General features: G+C 64.4%; 19 protein-coding genes, 1 tRNA gene and 1 pseudogene. 15 read left to right on the top strand and 6 right to left on the bottom strand.

What is annotated here, in order from left to right; genetic code table 11:
* Positions 1 to 18: 18 nt before the first annotated feature.
* Complete coding sequence (locus ACYCO6_RS15800; RefSeq protein WP_459772795.1) at positions 19 to 228, top strand: hypothetical protein; 210 nt, start codon at positions 19 to 21, stop codon at positions 226 to 228.
* 197 nt (positions 229 to 425) lie between these two features.
* On the opposite strand, the gene ACYCO6_RS15795 is transcribed toward ACYCO6_RS15800, so the two are convergent.
* Both ACYCO6_RS15795 and ACYCO6_RS15790 read right to left on the bottom strand, forming a co-directional pair.
* Positions 426 to 502 (bottom strand) — tRNA-Arg (locus ACYCO6_RS15795).
* Positions 503 to 672: 170 nt separating this feature from the next.
* On the bottom strand, positions 673 to 891 hold the full coding sequence (locus tag ACYCO6_RS15790) for a hypothetical protein (protein WP_459772794.1): 219 nt from the start codon (positions 889 to 891) through the stop codon (positions 673 to 675).
* Between the two features lie 54 nt (positions 892 to 945).
* Between ACYCO6_RS15790 and ACYCO6_RS15785 the strand changes: the two genes are divergently transcribed.
* Genes ACYCO6_RS15785 through ACYCO6_RS15770 form a run of 4 tightly spaced genes read left to right on the top strand, consistent with a single transcriptional unit; the run spans position 946 to position 5,726 of the window.
* Positions 946 to 1,881 (top strand): endonuclease domain-containing protein, encoded by a 936-nt coding sequence (locus ACYCO6_RS15785; RefSeq protein WP_459772792.1) that lies wholly within the window; start codon positions 946 to 948, stop codon positions 1,879 to 1,881.
* Positions 1,882 to 1,885: 4 nt separating this feature from the next.
* Positions 1,886 to 2,551: a hypothetical protein gene (locus ACYCO6_RS15780; RefSeq protein WP_459772791.1), complete on the top strand. Its 666-nt coding sequence runs from the start codon at positions 1,886 to 1,888 to the stop codon at positions 2,549 to 2,551.
* 41 nt (positions 2,552 to 2,592) lie between these two features.
* Positions 2,593 to 3,429 carry a P-loop NTPase family protein gene (locus tag ACYCO6_RS15775; protein WP_459772789.1) on the top strand — a complete coding sequence of 279 codons (837 nt, stop codon included), beginning with the start codon at positions 2,593 to 2,595 and terminating at the stop codon, positions 3,427 to 3,429.
* A gap of 20 nt (positions 3,430 to 3,449) precedes the next feature.
* Complete coding sequence (locus tag ACYCO6_RS15770; protein WP_459772788.1) at positions 3,450 to 5,726, top strand: helicase HerA domain-containing protein; 2,277 nt, start codon at positions 3,450 to 3,452, stop codon at positions 5,724 to 5,726.
* 45 nt (positions 5,727 to 5,771) lie between these two features.
* Here ACYCO6_RS15770 and ACYCO6_RS15765 read toward each other — a convergent pair whose 3' ends face one another.
* Positions 5,772 to 6,485 (bottom strand): hypothetical protein, encoded by a 714-nt coding sequence (locus ACYCO6_RS15765; RefSeq protein WP_459772786.1) that lies wholly within the window; start codon positions 6,483 to 6,485, stop codon positions 5,772 to 5,774.
* 33 nt (positions 6,486 to 6,518) lie between these two features.
* Between ACYCO6_RS15765 and ACYCO6_RS15760 the strand changes: the two genes are divergently transcribed.
* Positions 6,519 to 6,845 (top strand): hypothetical protein, encoded by a 327-nt coding sequence (locus ACYCO6_RS15760; RefSeq protein ID WP_459772784.1) that lies wholly within the window; start codon positions 6,519 to 6,521, stop codon positions 6,843 to 6,845.
* Positions 6,846 to 7,062: 217 nt separating this feature from the next.
* The gene (locus tag ACYCO6_RS15755; protein ID WP_459772782.1) at positions 7,063 to 7,446 is read left to right on the top strand and encodes a hypothetical protein; all 384 of its coding nucleotides are present in this window, start codon (positions 7,063 to 7,065) and stop codon (positions 7,444 to 7,446) included.
* 113 nt (positions 7,447 to 7,559) lie between these two features.
* Here the strand turns inward: ACYCO6_RS15755 and ACYCO6_RS15750 are convergent.
* The 3 genes and pseudogenes from ACYCO6_RS15750 to ACYCO6_RS15740 all read right to left on the bottom strand — a co-directional run bounded on the left by ACYCO6_RS15750 (position 7,560) and on the right by ACYCO6_RS15740 (position 11,086).
* Positions 7,560 to 8,662 (bottom strand): IS3 family transposase gene (locus ACYCO6_RS15750; protein WP_459773587.1). Its coding sequence is split into 2 segments (ribosomal slippage): positions 7,560 to 8,401 and positions 8,401 to 8,662, totalling 1,104 coding nucleotides; the frame shifts between segments, so codons are not numbered across the junction.
* Between the two features lie 74 nt (positions 8,663 to 8,736).
* Positions 8,737 to 9,600, bottom strand: a pseudogene (locus tag ACYCO6_RS15745) (adenylate/guanylate cyclase domain-containing protein); the annotation flags it as partial.
* 157 nt (positions 9,601 to 9,757) lie between these two features.
* Positions 9,758 to 11,086, bottom strand: a complete 1,329-nt coding sequence (locus tag ACYCO6_RS15740; protein ID WP_459772781.1) for an MFS transporter — start codon at positions 11,084 to 11,086, stop codon at positions 9,758 to 9,760.
* Between the two features lie 480 nt (positions 11,087 to 11,566).
* Between ACYCO6_RS15740 and ACYCO6_RS15735 the strand changes: the two genes are divergently transcribed.
* From ACYCO6_RS15735 to ACYCO6_RS15700, 8 genes are all read left to right on the top strand, one after another.
* Positions 11,567 to 11,791 (top strand): hypothetical protein, encoded by a 225-nt coding sequence (locus ACYCO6_RS15735; RefSeq protein WP_459772779.1) that lies wholly within the window; start codon positions 11,567 to 11,569, stop codon positions 11,789 to 11,791.
* Positions 11,788 to 12,180, top strand: coding sequence for a DUF6894 family protein (locus ACYCO6_RS15730; protein WP_459772778.1), 393 nt, complete (start codon positions 11,788 to 11,790; stop codon positions 12,178 to 12,180). Before ACYCO6_RS15735 ends, ACYCO6_RS15730 begins: the two co-directional genes overlap by 4 nt.
* Positions 12,181 to 12,220: 40 nt before the next feature.
* Positions 12,221 to 12,400 carry a CsbD family protein gene (locus ACYCO6_RS15725; protein WP_459772776.1) on the top strand — a complete coding sequence of 60 codons (180 nt, stop codon included), beginning with the start codon at positions 12,221 to 12,223 and terminating at the stop codon, positions 12,398 to 12,400.
* Positions 12,401 to 12,602: 202 nt separating this feature from the next.
* Positions 12,603 to 12,941: an acyl-CoA thioesterase gene (locus ACYCO6_RS15720; RefSeq protein ID WP_459772775.1), complete on the top strand. Its 339-nt coding sequence runs from the start codon at positions 12,603 to 12,605 to the stop codon at positions 12,939 to 12,941.
* A gap of 918 nt (positions 12,942 to 13,859) precedes the next feature.
* Positions 13,860 to 15,407 carry a flavin-containing monooxygenase gene (locus ACYCO6_RS15715; RefSeq protein WP_459772773.1) on the top strand — a complete coding sequence of 516 codons (1,548 nt, stop codon included), beginning with the start codon at positions 13,860 to 13,862 and terminating at the stop codon, positions 15,405 to 15,407.
* A 646-nt stretch (positions 15,408 to 16,053) separates the two neighbouring features.
* Positions 16,054 to 17,157: an acyltransferase family protein gene (locus ACYCO6_RS15710; RefSeq protein ID WP_459772772.1), complete on the top strand. Its 1,104-nt coding sequence runs from the start codon at positions 16,054 to 16,056 to the stop codon at positions 17,155 to 17,157.
* 60 nt (positions 17,158 to 17,217) lie between these two features.
* Positions 17,218 to 17,643, top strand: a complete 426-nt coding sequence (locus tag ACYCO6_RS15705; RefSeq protein WP_459772770.1) for an RNA polymerase sigma factor region1.1 domain-containing protein — start codon at positions 17,218 to 17,220, stop codon at positions 17,641 to 17,643.
* Between the two features lie 80 nt (positions 17,644 to 17,723).
* The gene (locus ACYCO6_RS15700) at positions 17,724 to 18,113 is read left to right on the top strand and encodes a phage holin family protein (RefSeq protein WP_459772769.1); all 390 of its coding nucleotides are present in this window, start codon (positions 17,724 to 17,726) and stop codon (positions 18,111 to 18,113) included.
* Positions 18,114 to 18,183 lie beyond the last annotated feature (70 nt).

Genomic DNA, 18,183 nt, shown 5'->3' with positions numbered 1-18,183 from the left:
GCTCGGGAACTGCCAGCGATGGTAACGGGCGACTCCAATGGCGGCGTCGAGGTCAGGTCGGCTGGCTATGACAACCCACCGAGCGTTGCCGGACAGCGCGAAGCCGCCTGCGAAGGCGTCAAAGGGCGGCGCGATCAGAAGAAGCGTCGCGACAAAACCGGCCCACAATCTGCCCATGCCAACCTCCGGGAGGCAAACTGGCTGGGTCAGGACACCGAATCAATCTGAAGTCGGAGGCTATCCAACCCTCACGCGAGGGCTCGATCTGCCTATGTCAAAATTTTCTGAACGTGCGACGCTGTTGAGGTGGTCTGTCTCACGCCGACAGGCGGCATCTTTGGCACACCTCTGGCACACCATCCCTCAAAAGAGCAGGTGAACCACCCCGGCGCATCAGATAAGTCGCTGACGAATATGGGGATATTTGGCGCACCCGACACGATTCGAACGTGTGACCTTTGCCTTCGGAGGGCAACGCTCTATCCAGCTGAGCTACGGGTGCTGGCCGTGGCCATTCCCTAGCCCAACCGCGCGGGGAGCGCAACGGCGCCTTCAGCCTCTCTGAGCCTCGACGTGGAAGTCGCGAGAGCTCATAAGGCAAAGGTCACACGTCCGAAGCGTGTCGGGTGCGCCCAAGCGCTGAGCGGGTTGAGCGGGATAGGGTGGTGAGGCTCAGTAGCGGCGCTCAGCCTGCGCCGCGAACGTGCCGCGCCCCGGATGCCGGCCCCAGCCTTTCGCGACGTGCCAGAGTTCGATGCGCGGCAGCGCGACGTTTCTCCCGAGGCGCGACAACCTGAAGGTGTGAAGCCCGTAGCCAGGACCAACCAGCTGTGCTGAATAGCTCCAGAACGGCTGCATCTCGCTCAGGCGCCAGCAGCGAGCCGGCAGCACGGTCTCGGTTTGCTATCGCCTCTCCCTTTCGACACTATGGCCCGACCGCGGATCATGGCAGACGACCTGGCTCGGAGCCTTACCGGCTTGGGGCAGGGCGAGCGCCTGGTTATCATGGGCATCGGCCGCGACGTCATCCGCGCCCTTATCTCAGATGAAACTGAGCGCAGCGCGCTGCTGGTCGCAAGCGAGGGCCAGCTTGGGGCCGAGGCGCTCATCGATCGGCTTCTCGACGATCTCGCCGCGTTGGCTCTCGAAAGCTGGCCGCATTGGGACGGCTGTGATGCGTCTCTCAATCCGGTAATGGCCGATCCATGGCTGAAGGCGGCGTCCAAACGTGCCAGGCTCGGCCTGATCCCGCGCTTCCGCAAGATGGGGCGAGATCTCGAACTTCGCCGACTGTCCCGGCTGCTGGACCCTGCTGGCGTCATTCCGGTCTGGGATGTCGATCCAGCATCGGCGACGCGCGCACACCCGGCGATCGAGGCGCTGGAATGGTGCACGCGGCAGGGGGCCGCGGTTGTGACAGCTCTGACCGTGGGACCACCTGAGACCGCACCCTATGACCGTAATCTCTACGGCGCGTATGAGTTCATCCGGTCGGAAGGCGCGGCATCCGAGCGTTTCATCGCGCCGGTCGGAGCGCACCATGCGAGCGCCACTGAGCGGCGGGTCGCAGAAGCGTTGGCACAGGACGCCGACCTCAAGGACCTGTTCATCTGCAATGCACCTGTGCCCGTGGGTGCGTGGGGCGCGAGACCACGCGTCTACTTGCTCTGCCGCAAGCACCGCATCGTCGTCGAACTCGACGGCCCTGAGCACCGGAGCGAACCTAAGTTCGGCAACGATCGTCACCGGGACTATGAGCTGCTGACGGCGGGCTACCTCGTCCTGCGCTTGACCAACGATCAGGTCGCAGCCGACCTTCCCCTGGCGATCGAGAAGATCCGGACCGTCGTCCGCCTCCGGCGCGGTTCGCAGGAGGGGTGAGTCGATGAGCGCGACGCCGACGCCGAAGCAGGCGCTGATCCTGTGGTGCCTGCTCGGCCGTTATGGAAGCGCCCTGCAGAGCGCGATCGCACCGCGCATCGACAAAGCAGACCGTGAAGCCCTGATCGCGGGCCGCTACCTTGAGGCTGTGTGGCAGGGGCGCTCGCTGCGCTTGACTGTCACGGACAGGGGCTGGAACTGGGCGAGCGATCATATGCGCGAGCCGCTGCCGCCAACTTTCCGGGTGCCGCAAGATTGGCTGGAGCGCATTCAGTCCGATCTCGCCACGACAGGTCGGACTCTCGCCGACCTCGTCGGAACCGCCCCGGACGAGCCGACGCCAAAGGTATCTGCCTCTCGTGCGCGCAAACCGGCTGCCAAGCGATCGAAGAAGCTTGGCCCTAAGCAGCTCCGGGCCCGCATCGAGGCCGCGTATCTCGCCCTGACTGGCGGGGAGAGGGCTAAGGCCGTGCGCCTGAGTGCCCTGCGGATCCACCTCAGCGATCTTGACCGTGAGACTGTCGATTCGGGCCTCGCGGCGATCTTGCGTGGCGACAAGACCGCGCGGCTGAGTCAATTCAGCGATCCCAAATCGCTCGATGCCGCCGAGCGCGAGGCGGCTTTCAGCCCCGCGGGCGAGCCCTTCCATATTCTCTGGATCCAATCATGACCAATGCCCTCGACGCCCTGCGCCGGGTCGATTTTGACTAAGTGCGCACGCTCGACAGCATCTGGATTGATACGGCGCTGACCGGCGGTCCGAACGAGCGGCTCGTCCCGGACATCATCGCCGACCTGCACCGCAAGGCGCGCCAGCCGACCGACCGGGCGCTGGGCCGCGTGCTGGTCGGTCAGTCCGGAGTCGGCAAGACCCACCTCGTCGGTCAGCTCCGGCGCGAGGCTTGGCGCACAGGCGCATGTTTCGTGCCCCTCGACGTGCTTGGGCTGACAGATTTCTGGCGCAGCGCGGCACTGAGCTTCGTGACCGCCCTGCTGCAAACGATGCCGGACGGGCGGCGCCAATCAGATGCCGTGCTCGCCGGCGTGGCGCGCCGCTTCCGGGTCGAGGCGCAGGTCGAAGCCGCGTTCAATACCCCGAACATGGATGCGCGCCGAATCGTCGACGTGCTGGTCCGGGCGCTGATGAGCGTTGATGCCGGCCGCGCGCTCAAGCATCTCAACGTCTTCCGCGCCCTCTGCCTCCTGCGCTCGCAGGATCTGACCGTGGTCGGGCTCGCCCATGCCTGGCTGCAGGGCTACGACGCTGATCCAGCGGAACGGGCCGCCCTCGGCTTCAAGACGCCACCGCCGGCCCCCATCGAGCTCGTGCGCGGCATGTGCTGGATCATGGCACTGAGCGGGCCGACACTCATCGCTGTCGACCAGATCGACGGGGTCATCGAGACCGGCCGACTCGCGGCTGAAGACGGGATCGACGCGGAGGCAGGCCTCGCCGAGGTGCTGGCCGCGGGGCTTCTGGAGGTCAACATCGTCTGCGATCGCAGCATGACGGTGGTGACCTGCCTCCAGGAATCTGGGAGCGGCTGAAGGCACGCGGTCTAAATCCGATGCGGGAGCGCTTCGCAGCGGCGGTGGGGCTTGTGGGCATGAACGACCGGGCTGCCGCTGCCGCCCTCGTGGCCAGTCGCCTCGAGCCGGCCTACGCGGATGCCAGCTTCGTGCCCCCGTCCCCGACTTGGCCGTTCAGCGCGCGCGCCATCGCCGACGCGGCGGCTGGCATGATGCCGCGCACCCTGCTGATGCGCTGCGACGCCTTCCGCCGCCACTGCCTCGCGCAGGGCGCGGTCTCGATCTGTGATAGTCTCGGCACGGCCGGTCCGTCTCAAGAGGGCTTGCCTCAGGACGCCGGGTTCGATCTCGCTGCCGCGTGCCGCGAGGCCGACATTGCGGGCATCCGCAGCGATGAGGATACCTGGCTAGGCCAACTGCTGCGCGACACCTTCGACCTCTACGTCCTGGAAGAAGATCCGGACGACACGCTCGACGTCGCCAGCAAGGGCGAGCCCGACCAGCGGATCCCGCCGCTGCACGGAAGGCTGATCTACATCCACCGGGACGAGAACGACCGCGAGCAGCACGTCTGTTATCGGGCGCTCCAGCATCAGAACTCCATCGCGTTCCAGGCTCGTCTCCGGGCGGCGCTCACGGCCTCCGGCATCTCGGCGCGTATCCCCGACCGGGCATTGCTGCTGATCCGCCGCGGGCCCATGCCCGGCGGGGCCAAGACGAAGCAGCTCGTCGACGCCTTCACGGCGGCTGGGGGCGTATCGATCGACCCCTCGGACGCGGATCTCCGTGTCTTCGTCGCCCTGCGCGACCTGCACGCGCGGGCGCAGGAGGAGGGCGCGTCCGATCGGTTCGAACGCTGGATCCGTGCCGAGCAGCCGCTCGTGAACACGGCGTTCTTCCGGGATGCGGGTCTCGCCCATGCGGCGAAGGTCGGCCAAGCTCAGGGGAAGGCTCAAGCGGCCGGGGAGGGGTCTGCGGCTCCGGTCCACTCGCCGGTCCTCGACGGTAAAGCCGCCGCCGAGAACTCCGTCGTCGCGAAAGGATCCGCTTCGCCCGTAGCGGCTCGCACCGAAGCGGATGCGATACCGGTCGGGCATCGGCTCACCCCTGGCGTGCCCGGCGTGAGCCTGCCGCTGCGACTTCTGCCTCGCCACACCGCAATCATCGCGGGCTCCGGTTCCGGCATGACCGTGCTCCTGCGCCGCCTCGTGGAGGAGGCCGCTCTCGCCGGGCTTCCGGCCATCGTGATTGACCCCAACAACGATCTCTCGCGGCTAGGTGATCGGTGGCCCAAGCGGCCGCAGGGCTTTTCCCCCGACGACGATCGCAAGGCGGCGCTCTACGCCGAGCGGGTCGAGGTCGTGGTCTGGACCCCAGGCGTCCATGCCGGCCACCCGCTGTTCCTCTCAGTCCTGCCCGACTTTGCGGAGCTGGGGGAGAACCGGGACGAGCGCCAGCAGGCGATCGAGATGGCGGCCGAGACCCTCGGACCGCTGGCCGGCGCCAAGACCAATCTCCAGCGCGGGGTGCTGGCCGATTCGCTGCGCCACTTCGCGGAGCGCGGCGGCGGCAACCTCGCGGCCTTCATGGCCCTGCTGGCAGATCTGCCCGACGGGATCAGCCAGATCGGCAACGCCGCCAAGCTCGGGCTCGGCATGGCGGACCAGCTCCACGCCGCGATCGCTACGAACCCGCTCCTAAAAGTGGAAGGCACGGTGCTCGACCCGCGGCACCTGTTCTTCGGGCGCGACCCGGCGCGCACCCGCATCTCGGTGATCAACCTGTCGGGTCTCGCCTCGGAGGCGGCCCGCGAGGATTTCGTGAACCGGCCCCAGATGACCCTGTTCGGTTGGATCAAGAAGAACCCGTCACCGCGCGGCATGCTCTACGTCGTCGACGAGGCGCAGACCTTCCTGCCCGCCCAGAGGGCCTCGCCCAGCCTCGGCAGCGGCATCAAGCTCGTGGCGCAGGGCCGCAAGTATGGGCTCGGGATGATCGTGGCGACGCAGGTGCCGCGCGGCATCCACAACCAGGTCGTCTCCAACTGCAACACGCAGTTCTTCGGCCGACAGAGCGCGCCCGCGACTATCGCGGCCGCCCAGGAGATCCTCGCGGCGAATGGGGGCGCGGCTGCCGATATCGGCAAGCTGGGGGCAGGGCAATTCTACTTCGCCACCGAGGGATCCGGACGGCCGGCCAAGCTGCGCACGCCGCTCTGCCTCTCCTACCATCCGGCCAACCCTCCGACGCCGGAGGAGGTCATCCGGCAGGCAAAGCGCTCGACCGAGCCGGGCACCCGCGCGCGAGCCTCCTGACTGCACAGATCCCGAGCTGGCACCGCTACGACCAGGGCGGCGACATCAAATGCGCCGCTTCGACTTCGGAGACGGCAGCGCGGCCCCGTCGTTCATCGTAGCGAGAACAGCCATCACGTCCGCGCTTGAGATCGGGATCAGCGATACCTCGGCTATCGCGTCGCCGTAGAGGGCGGCGGCAAGCGAGTGCCGGACCGGCAGCGGCTGCCCATGAGAGGCGGCCCCGACGCAGAGCGTGACAGCCTCAGCATCGGGATGCACGACGATGCCGAAGCCAGCGTAGAATGGACCAGTGTCAAACACGCGCATGGCGATCACGAGACCTTCCGATGCCGAAGCCTCCAGGCTCTCGTCCATCAGCCAAATGCGTCGGCCGGGCTTGAGAAGGTCGTCCAGCCAGACACCGCCGGCCTCATGCCAGCCAGCAACGCAAAACATCGAGAAGAAGGCCGATGCAAGCTTATGGGCGACATCGCGGTCGGGTAGGGGGAGGGCGCCAAGACGCTTGTCGAGGAAGCTATCGACGACGCGGCGCCCGCGCTGATTGGGCTCGAACAGCGCGATATCACAGAGCATGGCGAAGGTTGCTTCGCCGTCGAGCTGTTCTTGGTCGATTAGATCGAGGTGCTTGGCGGCCCGGTCGAAATCCAGCTTCTTGCACTGCTTCACAGCTTCGGCGAGCACAGCCTGGATCGAGGCGCGGATCGGGCGGTAGCATGCGAGGATCTCTTCGCGGCTTGGCGTTGTTCCCTCGGTCAAGGTTGGCCTCCGGATCCGGGATGAGGTCCTCGCATGAGCGGCGTCCGAGATAGGCTGCGCGGCAAGTGGCGCATCACCGAGACCGGCACATGGGACAACGACAATCTAGATCTCGTTGAACCCGCCTTCATCGCCTTCGAACAACCGGGTGTCGGGAGCGAGTTTCGCTTCGGGGCCGTCGTCGCGTCCCTGAACTGCGCCTACAGCCAGACCGATGTCGGCTTTGAATTCCACAGCTCCGACGAGGGCACAGAGGTCTGGAGCGACGGCTGGGCCGAGGTGGACGGGCCGGACGCGATTCACGGCGAGATCGCGTTCCACAACGGCGACGAGACGACGTTCAAGGCACGGCGCTGGTAGCCTCTTCCTGTCCATTTTGTGGGACCGCAATTAGCGTCTGCGGATACGTCTCGTGGCACGTGCCGCAGGTGTGCCACGGCTCAAAGCTCGACGCTGGGGTTGAGCCGGCATGCGACGTGTGCCGCTGGTGTGCCGTTTCGCTCTAAGCTGAGCTGCTAGACCGACTCAGGTCGCCCTGTCTCTGGTCAGGGTGTCGGGAAATGCGCAAGAGAAGCCGATGACCCTCGCCGAAGCTCTACAACGATTTAACCGCAAAGAGCGCCACTGGCTCGTGCGAGACGCTCTCGGATCGGCTTCCGCTCTGCTCGACAAGAGTTTCACGGATCGCATTCAAACTGCCGTTCGGCTACGCGATCCTGATTTCGAAATCGATCCCGAGGCGTTGTGGGCTATCGATTTTCATATCGATTGGCTCGTCGCCGCCCTCCATATGCTTCAGCACGGGCTAGAAAGCGCTGTAGCACCACAACCAAATAATCCGGCGGTAGTTACGGGCAGCCAGCAAGATATCGACTTAGTGATCGCGTCAGGCTCAACGCTCGTTCTAGTCGAAGCGAAGGGTGTAGGGCTCTGGAGTAGCGTAGTGATCCGCCTCCAGTGAAGTGGTCCGCCCTGAGGTATGGCCTTCGGGCCAATGGAGTTGACCCGGTTTGTGGTCCACGACCTATGCAAGTTCTCGGGCTGTTGGAGTTGACCCGGTTTGTGGTCCACGACCTATGCAAGTTCTCGGGCTGTGACAGCTTGGTTGGCGAAGGCTCGGGGCGTCAAGCCGCCCAGGGCCGTATGGGGTCGATCTTCGTTGTAGTGGCACCTCCAGTCCTCGATGCGTTCACGGGCATCGGCCAGCGACAGGAACCACGAAGCGTTCAAGCACTCTGCCCGTAGGCGGCCGTTGAACGACTCGATGTAGGCGTTGTCGGTCGGCTTGCCCGGTCGTGAGAAGTCGATCTCGACCCCGTTCAGGTACGCCCACTGGTCGAGCATGCGCCCGGCAAACTCCGGTCCATTGTCGACCCGCAGGCTCTTGGGCCGCCCGCGCAGCCGGACCAAGGCGTCCAGGGCCGCAGTCACTTGGAAGGCGCGGAAGTTGGCTCTCGGTGTGAGCGAGAGCGCCTCTCGCGTATGGCAATCGACCACCGTCAGGATCCGGAACGGACGCCCGTCGAACAGGCGGTCGGACATGAAGTCCATGGCCCAGACCTCGTTGGGTCCGCCGATGGCCGGCCGCCCTTGCCGGTAGCGACAAGCCCGTTTGCGCTTGGGCAGCTTGGGCCGGATCGACAGCCCCTCGTCCCGGTAGATCCGGTAGGTGCGCTTATGATTCACCTCCCAGCCCTCTCGTCGCAACAGGATGTGCAGCCGCCGATAGCCGTAGCGCACCCGTGCAGCCGCTAACTCCTTCAGCCGCATGCGCAGAGCTACCTGCGGATCGGCGCGCTTGCGGTAGCGCTGGGACGAGCGGCCGAAGCCGGTGGCCTGACAGGCCCGACGCTCGCTGATGCCGTAGGCCACCTGCAGGTGACCGGCGACCTCGCGGCGAGCAGCGGGCCTCACCACTTTCGCTTGAGCACGTCCTGCAGCATGGAGCGGTCCAGTGTCAGGTCGGCGACCAGCCGCTTAAGCTTGCTGTTCTCGTCCTCCAGCTGCTTCAGCCGCCGGATCTCCGGCACGCCCATGCCGACGAACTGCTTCTTCCACCGATAAAACGTCGGCTCGGACACACCCATCTTCCGGCAGACCTCGTCCACCGTCGCACCGTTCTCCGCCTGCCGCAGGGCAAAGGCGATCTGCTCGTTCGTGAAGCGTTTGCGAGGCATGGCATCCACCCTCCTTCAGGGTTCAGGATGCCCGAAAAACTTGCGCTCGACGCGGACCAGTTTGCTGGGTCAGGGTCAGTGGTAAGGTCCTCAGTCAGACCGTCGGCGAAGAATTCTTGCTCGGGATCGTTGCTCAGATTGGCGAAGGGAAGCACCACAAGGGAAAGAGGTGGTAGCGGTTTCGGAGGCAAGCCGTTCTGAACGGCAAGCGTGTTCTCAGGAGAAGGCGCTTTTGCACGTGTGACCGACCAACCGTAGGAGCCTGCGGCTGCTGCGACGGCCGTTGCCACCAGCGCGATCGGAATGAGACCGCGACGGCGAGGAGCTTGGAACGTTGATGCTGGTTTCCTCCCCTGGCTTGGCTCAGGGGTCTCCTCCTCATCCTCCTCCTCATCGCCGGTCAGGGTTAGGGAGCGAACGGCATCGGCCGACAAGGCGAACACGCCGATGGGCCGGGCGATATTTTTGAGGTCCAGCTTGCCTTTGTCCTCGAAGCGGTAGGGGAGCTTGTCCTGCACTTGGTCGTGGACGGATTGTGACACGCACAGGCCACCGGGCTCCGCCAGGGGCTCAAGGCGAGCCGCTACGTTGACTCCGTCACCGAAGAGATCACCGTCTGGTTGAGCGACGACGTCGCCCACGTTGATCCCGAAGCGCAGCCTGAAGCGTCGGTCCTCGGACAAGACCGGCTCCCAGTCGGCCATAGCGCGTTGGATGCGAACGGCGCAGGAAACGGCTCTTAGCGGGCTTGGGAACTCGACGAGCAGGCCGTCGCCCATCGTCTTTACGATCCGGCCCTGGGCCGCGTTGATAGTGGGATCAATGAGTTCGCGTCAAAGGGCCTTCAGGCGCCTGATTGTGCCTGCCTCATCCAAGCCCATGAGCCGGCTGTAACCGACGATATCGGTGACGAGGATTGCCGCTAGACGCCTACCCATCGTCCCATGGCCTTCGGTTTACACGTCCGAGTGCGACGTGCCGTCGGACCCGTGATAACACGCTCGACTTCCACGCAATATAAAATCGGAATTGCTCCACCGCATGGGAAGCGAAGACTGCGGGTCGCCCACAATCGAGCGACCCACAATCCCAGCGTCACTCTGCTGGGGCCAGATCGGCCGACTCAGCAGCCTCCAAGTGCCTGCTGACCTTCAACGTCAACGCGACGAGTCCGCCGGCCAAGGTGCAACCTGCTAGGACGAGCAGGCCCGCCGAGAAATTACCCGTCGCGTCCTTGAGGTAGCCCATCACGTAGGGTCCTGCGAAACCGGACAGGTTCCCGATCGCATTAATCGCAGCGATGCCCGCCGCGGCCGAGGTTCCCGTCAAGAACGCGCTCGGGATAGGCCACAAGAGCGGCGGCGTGGCTGAGACGCCAATCTGGCTCAAGCAGAGCAGACCAAGCACCAGGACCGGCTCCGAGACCAGCGCCGCTCCGGCTACGCCGACGGCGGCGAGGACCATGGCGAAGCAGACGTGCTCCCGCCGCTTCAAGGTGCGATCAGAGTTGCGGCCCAGCAGGACCATGCCGACAGCGCCGAACACAAACGGTAGGGCGGATAGCAGACCAGTCTGGAAGTTGCTGACGCCGAACCCCTTCACGATGGTGGGGAGGAAGAACGCCACCCCATAGCTTGCGGCGTTCAGGCAGAAGTAGACGAACGAACAGGCGAGCACGCGCGGGTCAGACATAGCCTTGGTGATGCTGACGTGCCCGGCATGGGCTTTCTGTTCGTGCTCTGTGGCCAGGCGAGCCTCAAGCCAGGATTTTTCGTCGTGCGTGAGCCACGTCGCCATGGCTGGACGGTCCGTGAGATAGAAGATGACGCCGAAAGCCATGAGGATCGACGGCACCGCTTCAAGAATGAAGAGCCACTGCCAGCCGTCGAGACCGGCACCAGTGAGGTTCAGGAGTGCCCCCGAGACCGGCGCACCGACGATCGAGGAGAAGGGGATGGCCAGCATGAATAGGGCAACGACCCGGGCGCGGTAGACCGAGGGGAACCACAGCGTCAGGTAAAAGATGATGCCGGGAAAGAAGCCCGCCTCCGCGATACCGAGCAGGAAACGGAGACTGAAGAACACCCACTCGTTGGAGATCCCGGTCGCCGAAGAGATCGGACGTATGAAGGCGAATAGACCGGAGATCACACCCCAGCTGAGCATGATGCGGGCGATCCAGAGTCGCGCACCAAAGCGATCCAAAGCAAGGTTGGAGGGAACTTCAAGAAGAAAATAGGAGAGGAAGAACAACCCGGCACCGAAACCATAGGCGGCCTCCGACAAGCCAAGGGCCGCGTTCATCTGCAATTTGGCGAAGCCGACATTCACTCGGTCGAGGTAAGCGACGAAGTAGCAGACAAAGAGAAACGGCATCAGCCGCCACATCACTTTGCGGATAGTGACACTCTCGATTTCAGCCATGACGCCTCCACTCCCGATACTTTCAATGGCTCGTTGTTCTGGCGCGTATAGCTTGCCGTGGTCCTGAGCTGAATTTATTAGAACAGGCCGAACAGCAAGCATCCCAATACGGTCAAGGTCACGGCGCTCGCGATGAGTGTTCCTGGCGGATCATCGAGAAGTGGATTGCGGACTTGGGTTCTGAAGCTCATGGCCGCCTCCCGTTCTGCTGCGGAGAGTGCGCCGCCTGTTGGGCGATGTCACTCAAGGAGGCCAAGACTTAGTGACAGCCGGGTCCCACACGTCCACTTTTGGCATCCGGCCAAGTCAGGTTTAAGCCTCCGTTTCAGAACTGCCGAAATCGGCATTTTGCATCCTGGCTGCGACGTAGATAGCCGGTCAGCCATCTCCTCAAATGACAGGAAATGGCGTAGCTTCCTAAGCACCAAGGCTCAACAGTATCAGCAGTTTACATGCTGACCAACAAGGGAGGGCCACCGCATGACCGTCGCGGCAGCTCCCTTCCCGGAAGCAGCGGGCACGCCCTGTTATCGAGTGCAATTGATCGACCTTGAGGGCAACGTCGTTCGGACCGAACGCCTGCAGGCTACCACCGAAAATGAGGTACTGGCTCTCGCGTCCGCAATGACCGATGGCTACGCTGTCGAACTCTGGGACCGACTCAGGTTCGTAGAGCATTTCGACGCCGCACATCCGCACTTTTGAACTATCGGGTAGGGGGAGCCAACTCGGTTTGGAGCGTTAACTTATTGTTGACATGGGCAACTCAGGCTCAACCGCCGCGTAGCGAACAGCTCGGGATCGTCTCTGTCTTGGCGACCTACCTCTTCGACCTACACAGTGACAGCCTGTCATCGTGGGATGATGAGGGACAGGAATGCGCGAAACCTGAGGAAATCGTGCAGCGCGCTAGCGAGATGCTGACGACCGCTCTGGAAGGCACGAGATACGATCACGCAGTGGTGTCTGTGCGTGATGCAAACGGGAGGTGGGTCCTGACGGTCACGCTCAACCGGCGGTTGGGGCCTCGCAGCGACTGGGCTACCCCTGTCCGGCCCGGAACGGATCTAGACAGCGCGTCGTTCGACTCCTGAGACGCCACGTTCAGGGCGCCTTTGAAGGACGGAGAACAGCATGGCTGTCGATAAGGATCGCGTCGAAGGCTCCGCTACGAATCTCGGTGGGAAGGTAAAGGAAGGCGCCGGCAAGGTCACCGGCGATGAGAAGCTCAGGAACGAAGGACTTGCCGATCAAGCCAAGGGCAAGATCCAGAATGCGGTGGGCGGCGTGAAGGACGCGCTCAAGGCGAAGTAACCTCTCCTACATTCAGCCTCTCGCGTGCTCAGTGATGTGCGCGAGAGGCGCTGAGCTCCCCGGAAGTATCTCAGAATGTTCGCCTCGTTAGGGCTTACTGCCTGCTGAGGCGTAAACCCGAACGGCACCACAGGGTGGAGTGGGACGTATGGCCGATCAAATTCCGAACGTCCCTGGTAGCCCGCACTTACGAACCGTTGCCATGCCTCGGGACACCAACGCCTCAGGCGCCATTTTCGGAGGCTGGACCGTTTCGCAGATGGATCTGGCTGGAGGCACCTTCGTCGCTCAACGCGCCCAGGGGCGCTTCGTGACCGTCAGCATCGAAGCGATGCGATTCCTGAGGCCCATCTCGGTGGGTGATGAGGTGAGCGTCTACTGCACCCTCCAGGAGGAGGGCGACACCTCGATAACGGTCAAGATCGAGACTTGGGTTCGTGACCGATCCGGCACCAACCCGGAGAAGGTGACGGAAGGGGTGTTCACCTACGTGGCTCTGGATGAGGACGGAAAGCCTCGCGCTCTCAACGTCCATGGGTAAGGGCAGATCGGGGCGTAGCTGACGGCCCGTCGAGGTAAACTCCTCATCGCAAGGACACTTGAGGTCAGTCGAGCACCGGATCGAAAGCCGTTGGGAAAATGGGGCTGGGAGTGCCCACGTCGCAGCCTGGGTTCTGAACCAAAGCCGTTCCCCAACGTTTTTTCCTCATGGAGCAGATTTTCTGCCGTATCCTGATTAGTGCTCCTGAGTGCACAATCAGGATCGATGCTGAGACTGAACGAAAAGCTGCAGAATCAGCTGAGGCTTTCCTGCGGCTGTGCAAGGGACGAATTCAATCATTGACCGTTGAGATTGAGTGTTTTGACGGTCGAGCAGGTGAACGTATGCTGACCTACCTCTCCGAAGTAGCAGAAGAGTTGGATTGCGTCTAAATGCCAAAGGCAAACTTAAGCTTGAACATTGGCAATTCATGTTTTTCTTCTTCTCTAATCGCCTCGGCTGCGCTGGATCGATCCTCTTATCCGTTGTGCTCACATTGGTGCTGATCGCGATATTTCGAGGTCTCTAAAAGCTCACAAAGAAAGGCACAGTTGAAGCATGTTATGACTATCAAGCCGATCGCTCTTCAATGCGAAGGGCGGATGTAGGTCTCCCTAGCAGGTTCAGCCGCATCCGAGTGCTTCTGCGGGCTTAGAGCGTGGAGACAGCGGATCGACCGTAGGTCGACGCTGGTTGAGGAGAGCTACTGAGATCGCTACGACCGAGACGCGAAAATTTGTCCAACGCAGCGCAGCTTGCGGCGCAATTCAATTCTGACCCAAAATATTCCTACTACATCTCAGGAAGCTTCACCGCCAATACATAAATTTGCCATTTTCTGGTTCGGATAAGAAGCTGTATTGTGCAGGCCCCTCTTCAGCGAGCACCGCCGAACCGACTCGGTCAAGGTAAGACTGGATGCGGAATGACTTTTCCTCGAGCGGTTCGGCTCCTGCGTCAAACGAAGGAGCGTTGCGCGATCTCGATGTGCTGGTGATTGGCGCCGGCCTTTCCGGCGTCGCTGCTGGCTACTACCTGCAGGCGCAGTGCCCCGGCAAAACCTACGCAATACTCGAGGCCCGCGATGCCATGGGCGGCACCTGGGACCTCTTCCGCTACCCCGGATTTCGCTCAGACTCCGATCTCTACACCTTCGGCTTCAGCTTTCGGCCTTGGACAGCAAACAGGTCGATCGCCGATGGCGCCTCGATCCTGCGCTACGTGCGCGATACGGCCGCTGAATACGGCATCGACCGGAAGGTCTGCTACGGTCACCGCGTGCTCAACGCCGCGTGGAGCACCGCGGAGGCGCGCTGGCACGTGCAGGTAGAGATCCGCGGCAACCCAGCGCCAGTCCACTTCACCTGCCGCTTCCTGTTCGGTTGCGCCGGCTACTACAACTACGATCAGGGCTACATGCCCGGCTGGCCAGGGATGGAGCGCTTCCAAGGCCCCGTCGTGCACCCGCAGGCCTGGCCTGAAGATCTCAACTATGCCGGCAAGCGCGTGGTGGTGATCGGCAGCGGCGCGACCGCCGTGACACTCGTGCCTGAGATGGCCAAGACCGCCGCGCACGTCACCATGCTGCAGCGCTCTCCCTCCTACGTCATGGCTCTGCCGGCCGAGGACCGGATCGCCAACTGGCTGATGAAGCGGTTGCCGTCGCGGCTCGCCCACAGACTTGCACGCTGGAAGAATGTGAGCCTTGCCATATTCCTCTATCAACTCGCTCGCAGGAAGCCGGATCTGCTCAGCGCGCAACTGCGCAAAGCCGTGCAGGCTCAACTCGGGCCGGACTACGACGTCGCCACGCACTTCACGCCGGCCTACAAGCCCTGGGACCAGCGCCTCTGTTTTGTGCCGGACGGCGATCTGTTCCAGGCAATCCGGAAGGGTCAGGCCTCGGTTGAGACTGACACCATCGAGACATTCAACGAGGCAGGGCTGCAGCTTGCCTCGGGCAAGCACCTGGAGGCCGATATCGTCGTGGCTGCCACCGGCCTCGAGTTGAAGATGATGGGCGGTGTGACGCTCGAGGTTGATGGGACGCGAATCGAGGCTTCGGCAACCCACCTCTACAAGGGCATGATGCTCAGCGACGTGCCCAACTTCGCTGCGGCCATTGGCTACACCAACGCCTCTTGGACACTGAAATGCGAGCTGACGGCGCGCTATGTCTGCCGCCTGATCCGGCGCATGGATGCGCGCGGTGAGGCTTGGTGCGTGCCGCGGCGCGATGGCAGCGAGGGCGAGGCGCCAGCCATCGACTTCTCGTCCGGCTACATCCAGCGAGGCAGCCACCTTCTGCCGAAGCAGGGCACACGCAAGCCGTGGAGGCTCTACCAGAACTACGCGCTCGATTTCCTCACCATCCAGTTCGGCTCGATGGACGAGGCGCTCGAGTTCGGCCGTCTCAGTCCGCAGCAGGGCGCGGCAGCGCCCCCATCAGCTCAAGTTCTGGCTTGACGAACCTTCAAGGGCGGACCTCCCGCGTCACTTCAGGTCGAAGTCTGCCAAGGATGGGATGTCGATGCTGGTGGCAACAAGAGGCACAGCCCAGCCAGCACGACGGATTTTCTAGGACTTCACCATCGCCCTGGAGAGAGGTTCTGGGCCCGGCGCGGCTCCCACGGGCTCGCGATCGTGAGGGAGCTGGGTGGACGGGCCAACAGGGCCTTTAATGTCGCATGTCTATCGTGCTGTGCCGCCGAAAGAGGCAGCCTGACGAACGCGGCTTTCAGACGCCGCAAGCCCGCTGCGGAAGGCGGGGGCGGCGAGCTGCCCGATGTGGCCCAATTGCGCCGTGAGCGCGTCATACGCGCTGATCGGCATCTGAGCCACCTGCTAAGATATTGATGTGATTGGAGGCACTTAGCGCACCGAAGAGCTGGGTCCTCCACCTTCGGAGGGCAACGCTCTATCCAGCTGAGCTACGGGTGCTGGCCGCGGCCACTCCCTAGCCCAACCGCGCCGCCAGCGCAACGGCCGCCGCCGGCTCGTTCTCACCCGAGGGCGCGCTCAGATCATCGGCCAGTGTTGCCTCCGCGTCCTTGTGTTCGCGCGCCGTTTCCCGGCCCCTGGCATGGGTCTGAGGGATCAAAGGCGGGCAGGCGTGTCGGAGGTGTTGGGCGGCCGAGACAGGGCGGCGAACAATTTCGGGTCGCTGCGTCTTCTGTTCGCCGTCTTGGTGGTTCTGTCGCACGCACCCGAACTCGTGGACGGAAACCGCTCGCGCGAGTTGCTCACGCAGGTCTTCGGCACGCTGTCCTTCGGGGAGATCGCCGTCGACGGCTTCTTCCTGGTGAGCGGCTACCTGATCACCGCGAGCTACTGCGCCAAGCGCTCCTTCTCCGACTACGTGATGCGCCGGGTATTGCGGATCTACCCGGCCTTCGTGGTCGCCTCCCTGATCTGCATCGCCGTCGTCGCGCCGCTCGGCGGCGGCAATGTCGCCGCGGCCTCGCCGCTGGAGACCCTGCTCCGGCTGTCGCTGCTACTCATGCCGGTGGTCCCGGGCGCCTTCGCGGAGCTGCCCTATCCGCTGCTCAACGGCTCCATGTGGACGATCCCCTGCGAGTTCGGCTGCTACCTGCTGCTCGGCCTCGTCGGCACCGCCCGGGCCCTGCGGCGGCGGGGCCGCTATCTCGTCATGCTCGCGGGCCTCGGCGTCCTCCTCGCCCTGCGCTGGCTCTACCTGCCCGTCGGGCATCCGGGCGACGGGCTCGGCTCCCTGTCGGAGATGATCCGCCTCACCTTCGTGTTCTGCTGCGGCGGCGCCTTCCGGCTGTTCGGCGACCGGATCGCCTATACCGGCCGCGGCGCGGGCCTCGCCGCCCTTCTGCTCCTGCCGCTGATGTTCAGCCGGCCGCTCGCCGAGCCGGCCTTCGCGATCCTCGGGGGCTATCTCGTCTTCTGGTTCGCCTTCGCGGTGCGCCCCAACGCGCTCAGCCGCGTCACCGCGCAGGTCGATTTCTCCTACGGCCTCTATCTCTACGCCTGGCCGGTGCAGAACCTGCTAGTCGCCCGGCTGCCCGGGATCTCGCCCTGGGCGGTCGCGGCCCTGACCCTCGCGGCCGTCATCCCCCTCGGGATCCTGAGCTGGTACCTGATCGAGCGGCCGATGCTCCGGCACCGGCCGGGCGCGAGTGGCTCCCCCCGACTCGAACCGGGCGAGGCGCCGGCCGCGAAGCCCGCGCTCAGCCCCCAGGCCTCGTGACCGCGGCCCGTCTCGCGGGTTCTGTGATGAGGATGCAGCACGCGACCAGGGGAGCGGGCGATGTCGCAGACCATCGATCGCGGAACGCTCGACCGGCTGATCGCCCTCGGCCGCAGCCGGGGGGAACTCACCGTGGATGACCTGCGGGCGGCGCTGCCCGTGGAGCGCATGGACGTCGATGCCCTGGTCCTGGTGATGCTGGAACTCGAGGCGGCGGGGGTGAGCGTCGAGCCCGAGGCCTTCGGACCACCCACGGACCGGTCGGTGCCCTCGCCGGCGATCCTGCCGGCACGGGATCCGGGCAGCGTACCGCCGATCCGGCGGGCGGAGGGGGTGGCTGTCGCGGTGTCGGCGACCGCCCCGGTGCGGCAGCCGACCGAAGCGACGCAGCCGGCGCCGGAGGACCGGGCCGGCGTCAACCGGGCGATCGTCCTGGCGGGCCTCGCGACGCTGCTCGTCCTGGGCGCCGTTCTGCTGATGCTGTGAGAGCCCGAAGCGGAACGCTTCGGCCGATGGCTCCGTTGGCCCGGGCCCGACAGGAAAGACCCAGAGGAAGAGCCCGCCCCATGCGTCCACGCACCGACGGAACCCTGGCCCTGCTGGTCGCGTCCCTGCGCGACGGGGCCGCCCATATCGAGGCGCTGCTGACGCTGGCGCGGATCGAGCTCGACGGCAATCTGCGGGCGATTGTCTCGCTGATCGCCATCGTCGGCACGATCCCGGTGCTCCTGATCGTCACCTTCTTCCTCGGCCTCGACGCCGTGGTGAAGCTACTGGCCGTGCCGTTCGGCTCCGAGGCGCCGGCGGCGCTGATCGTCGCCGCGCCCTTCCTGGCCGTGGCGCTCGCGCTGGGCTGGCTCGGGGCGCGCCGGATGGCGCTGTCGAACCTGGAGCCCTGGCGGACGTGGCGACAGGTGAAGCGGGACGTCCGGGAGGTGGCGCGGACCGGAGCCTGAACCGCCCGGAGCGCTTCAGAGCAGGATGCGGACAAGCGGAGGCCGGCTTTCCGAGAACATCATGCCGTAA

It is taken from the genome of Methylobacterium sp. CM6257 (assembly GCF_054611515.1).
The sequence above is the reverse complement of the archived record's forward strand: the minus strand, read 5'-3'. Positions and strand labels throughout refer to the sequence as shown.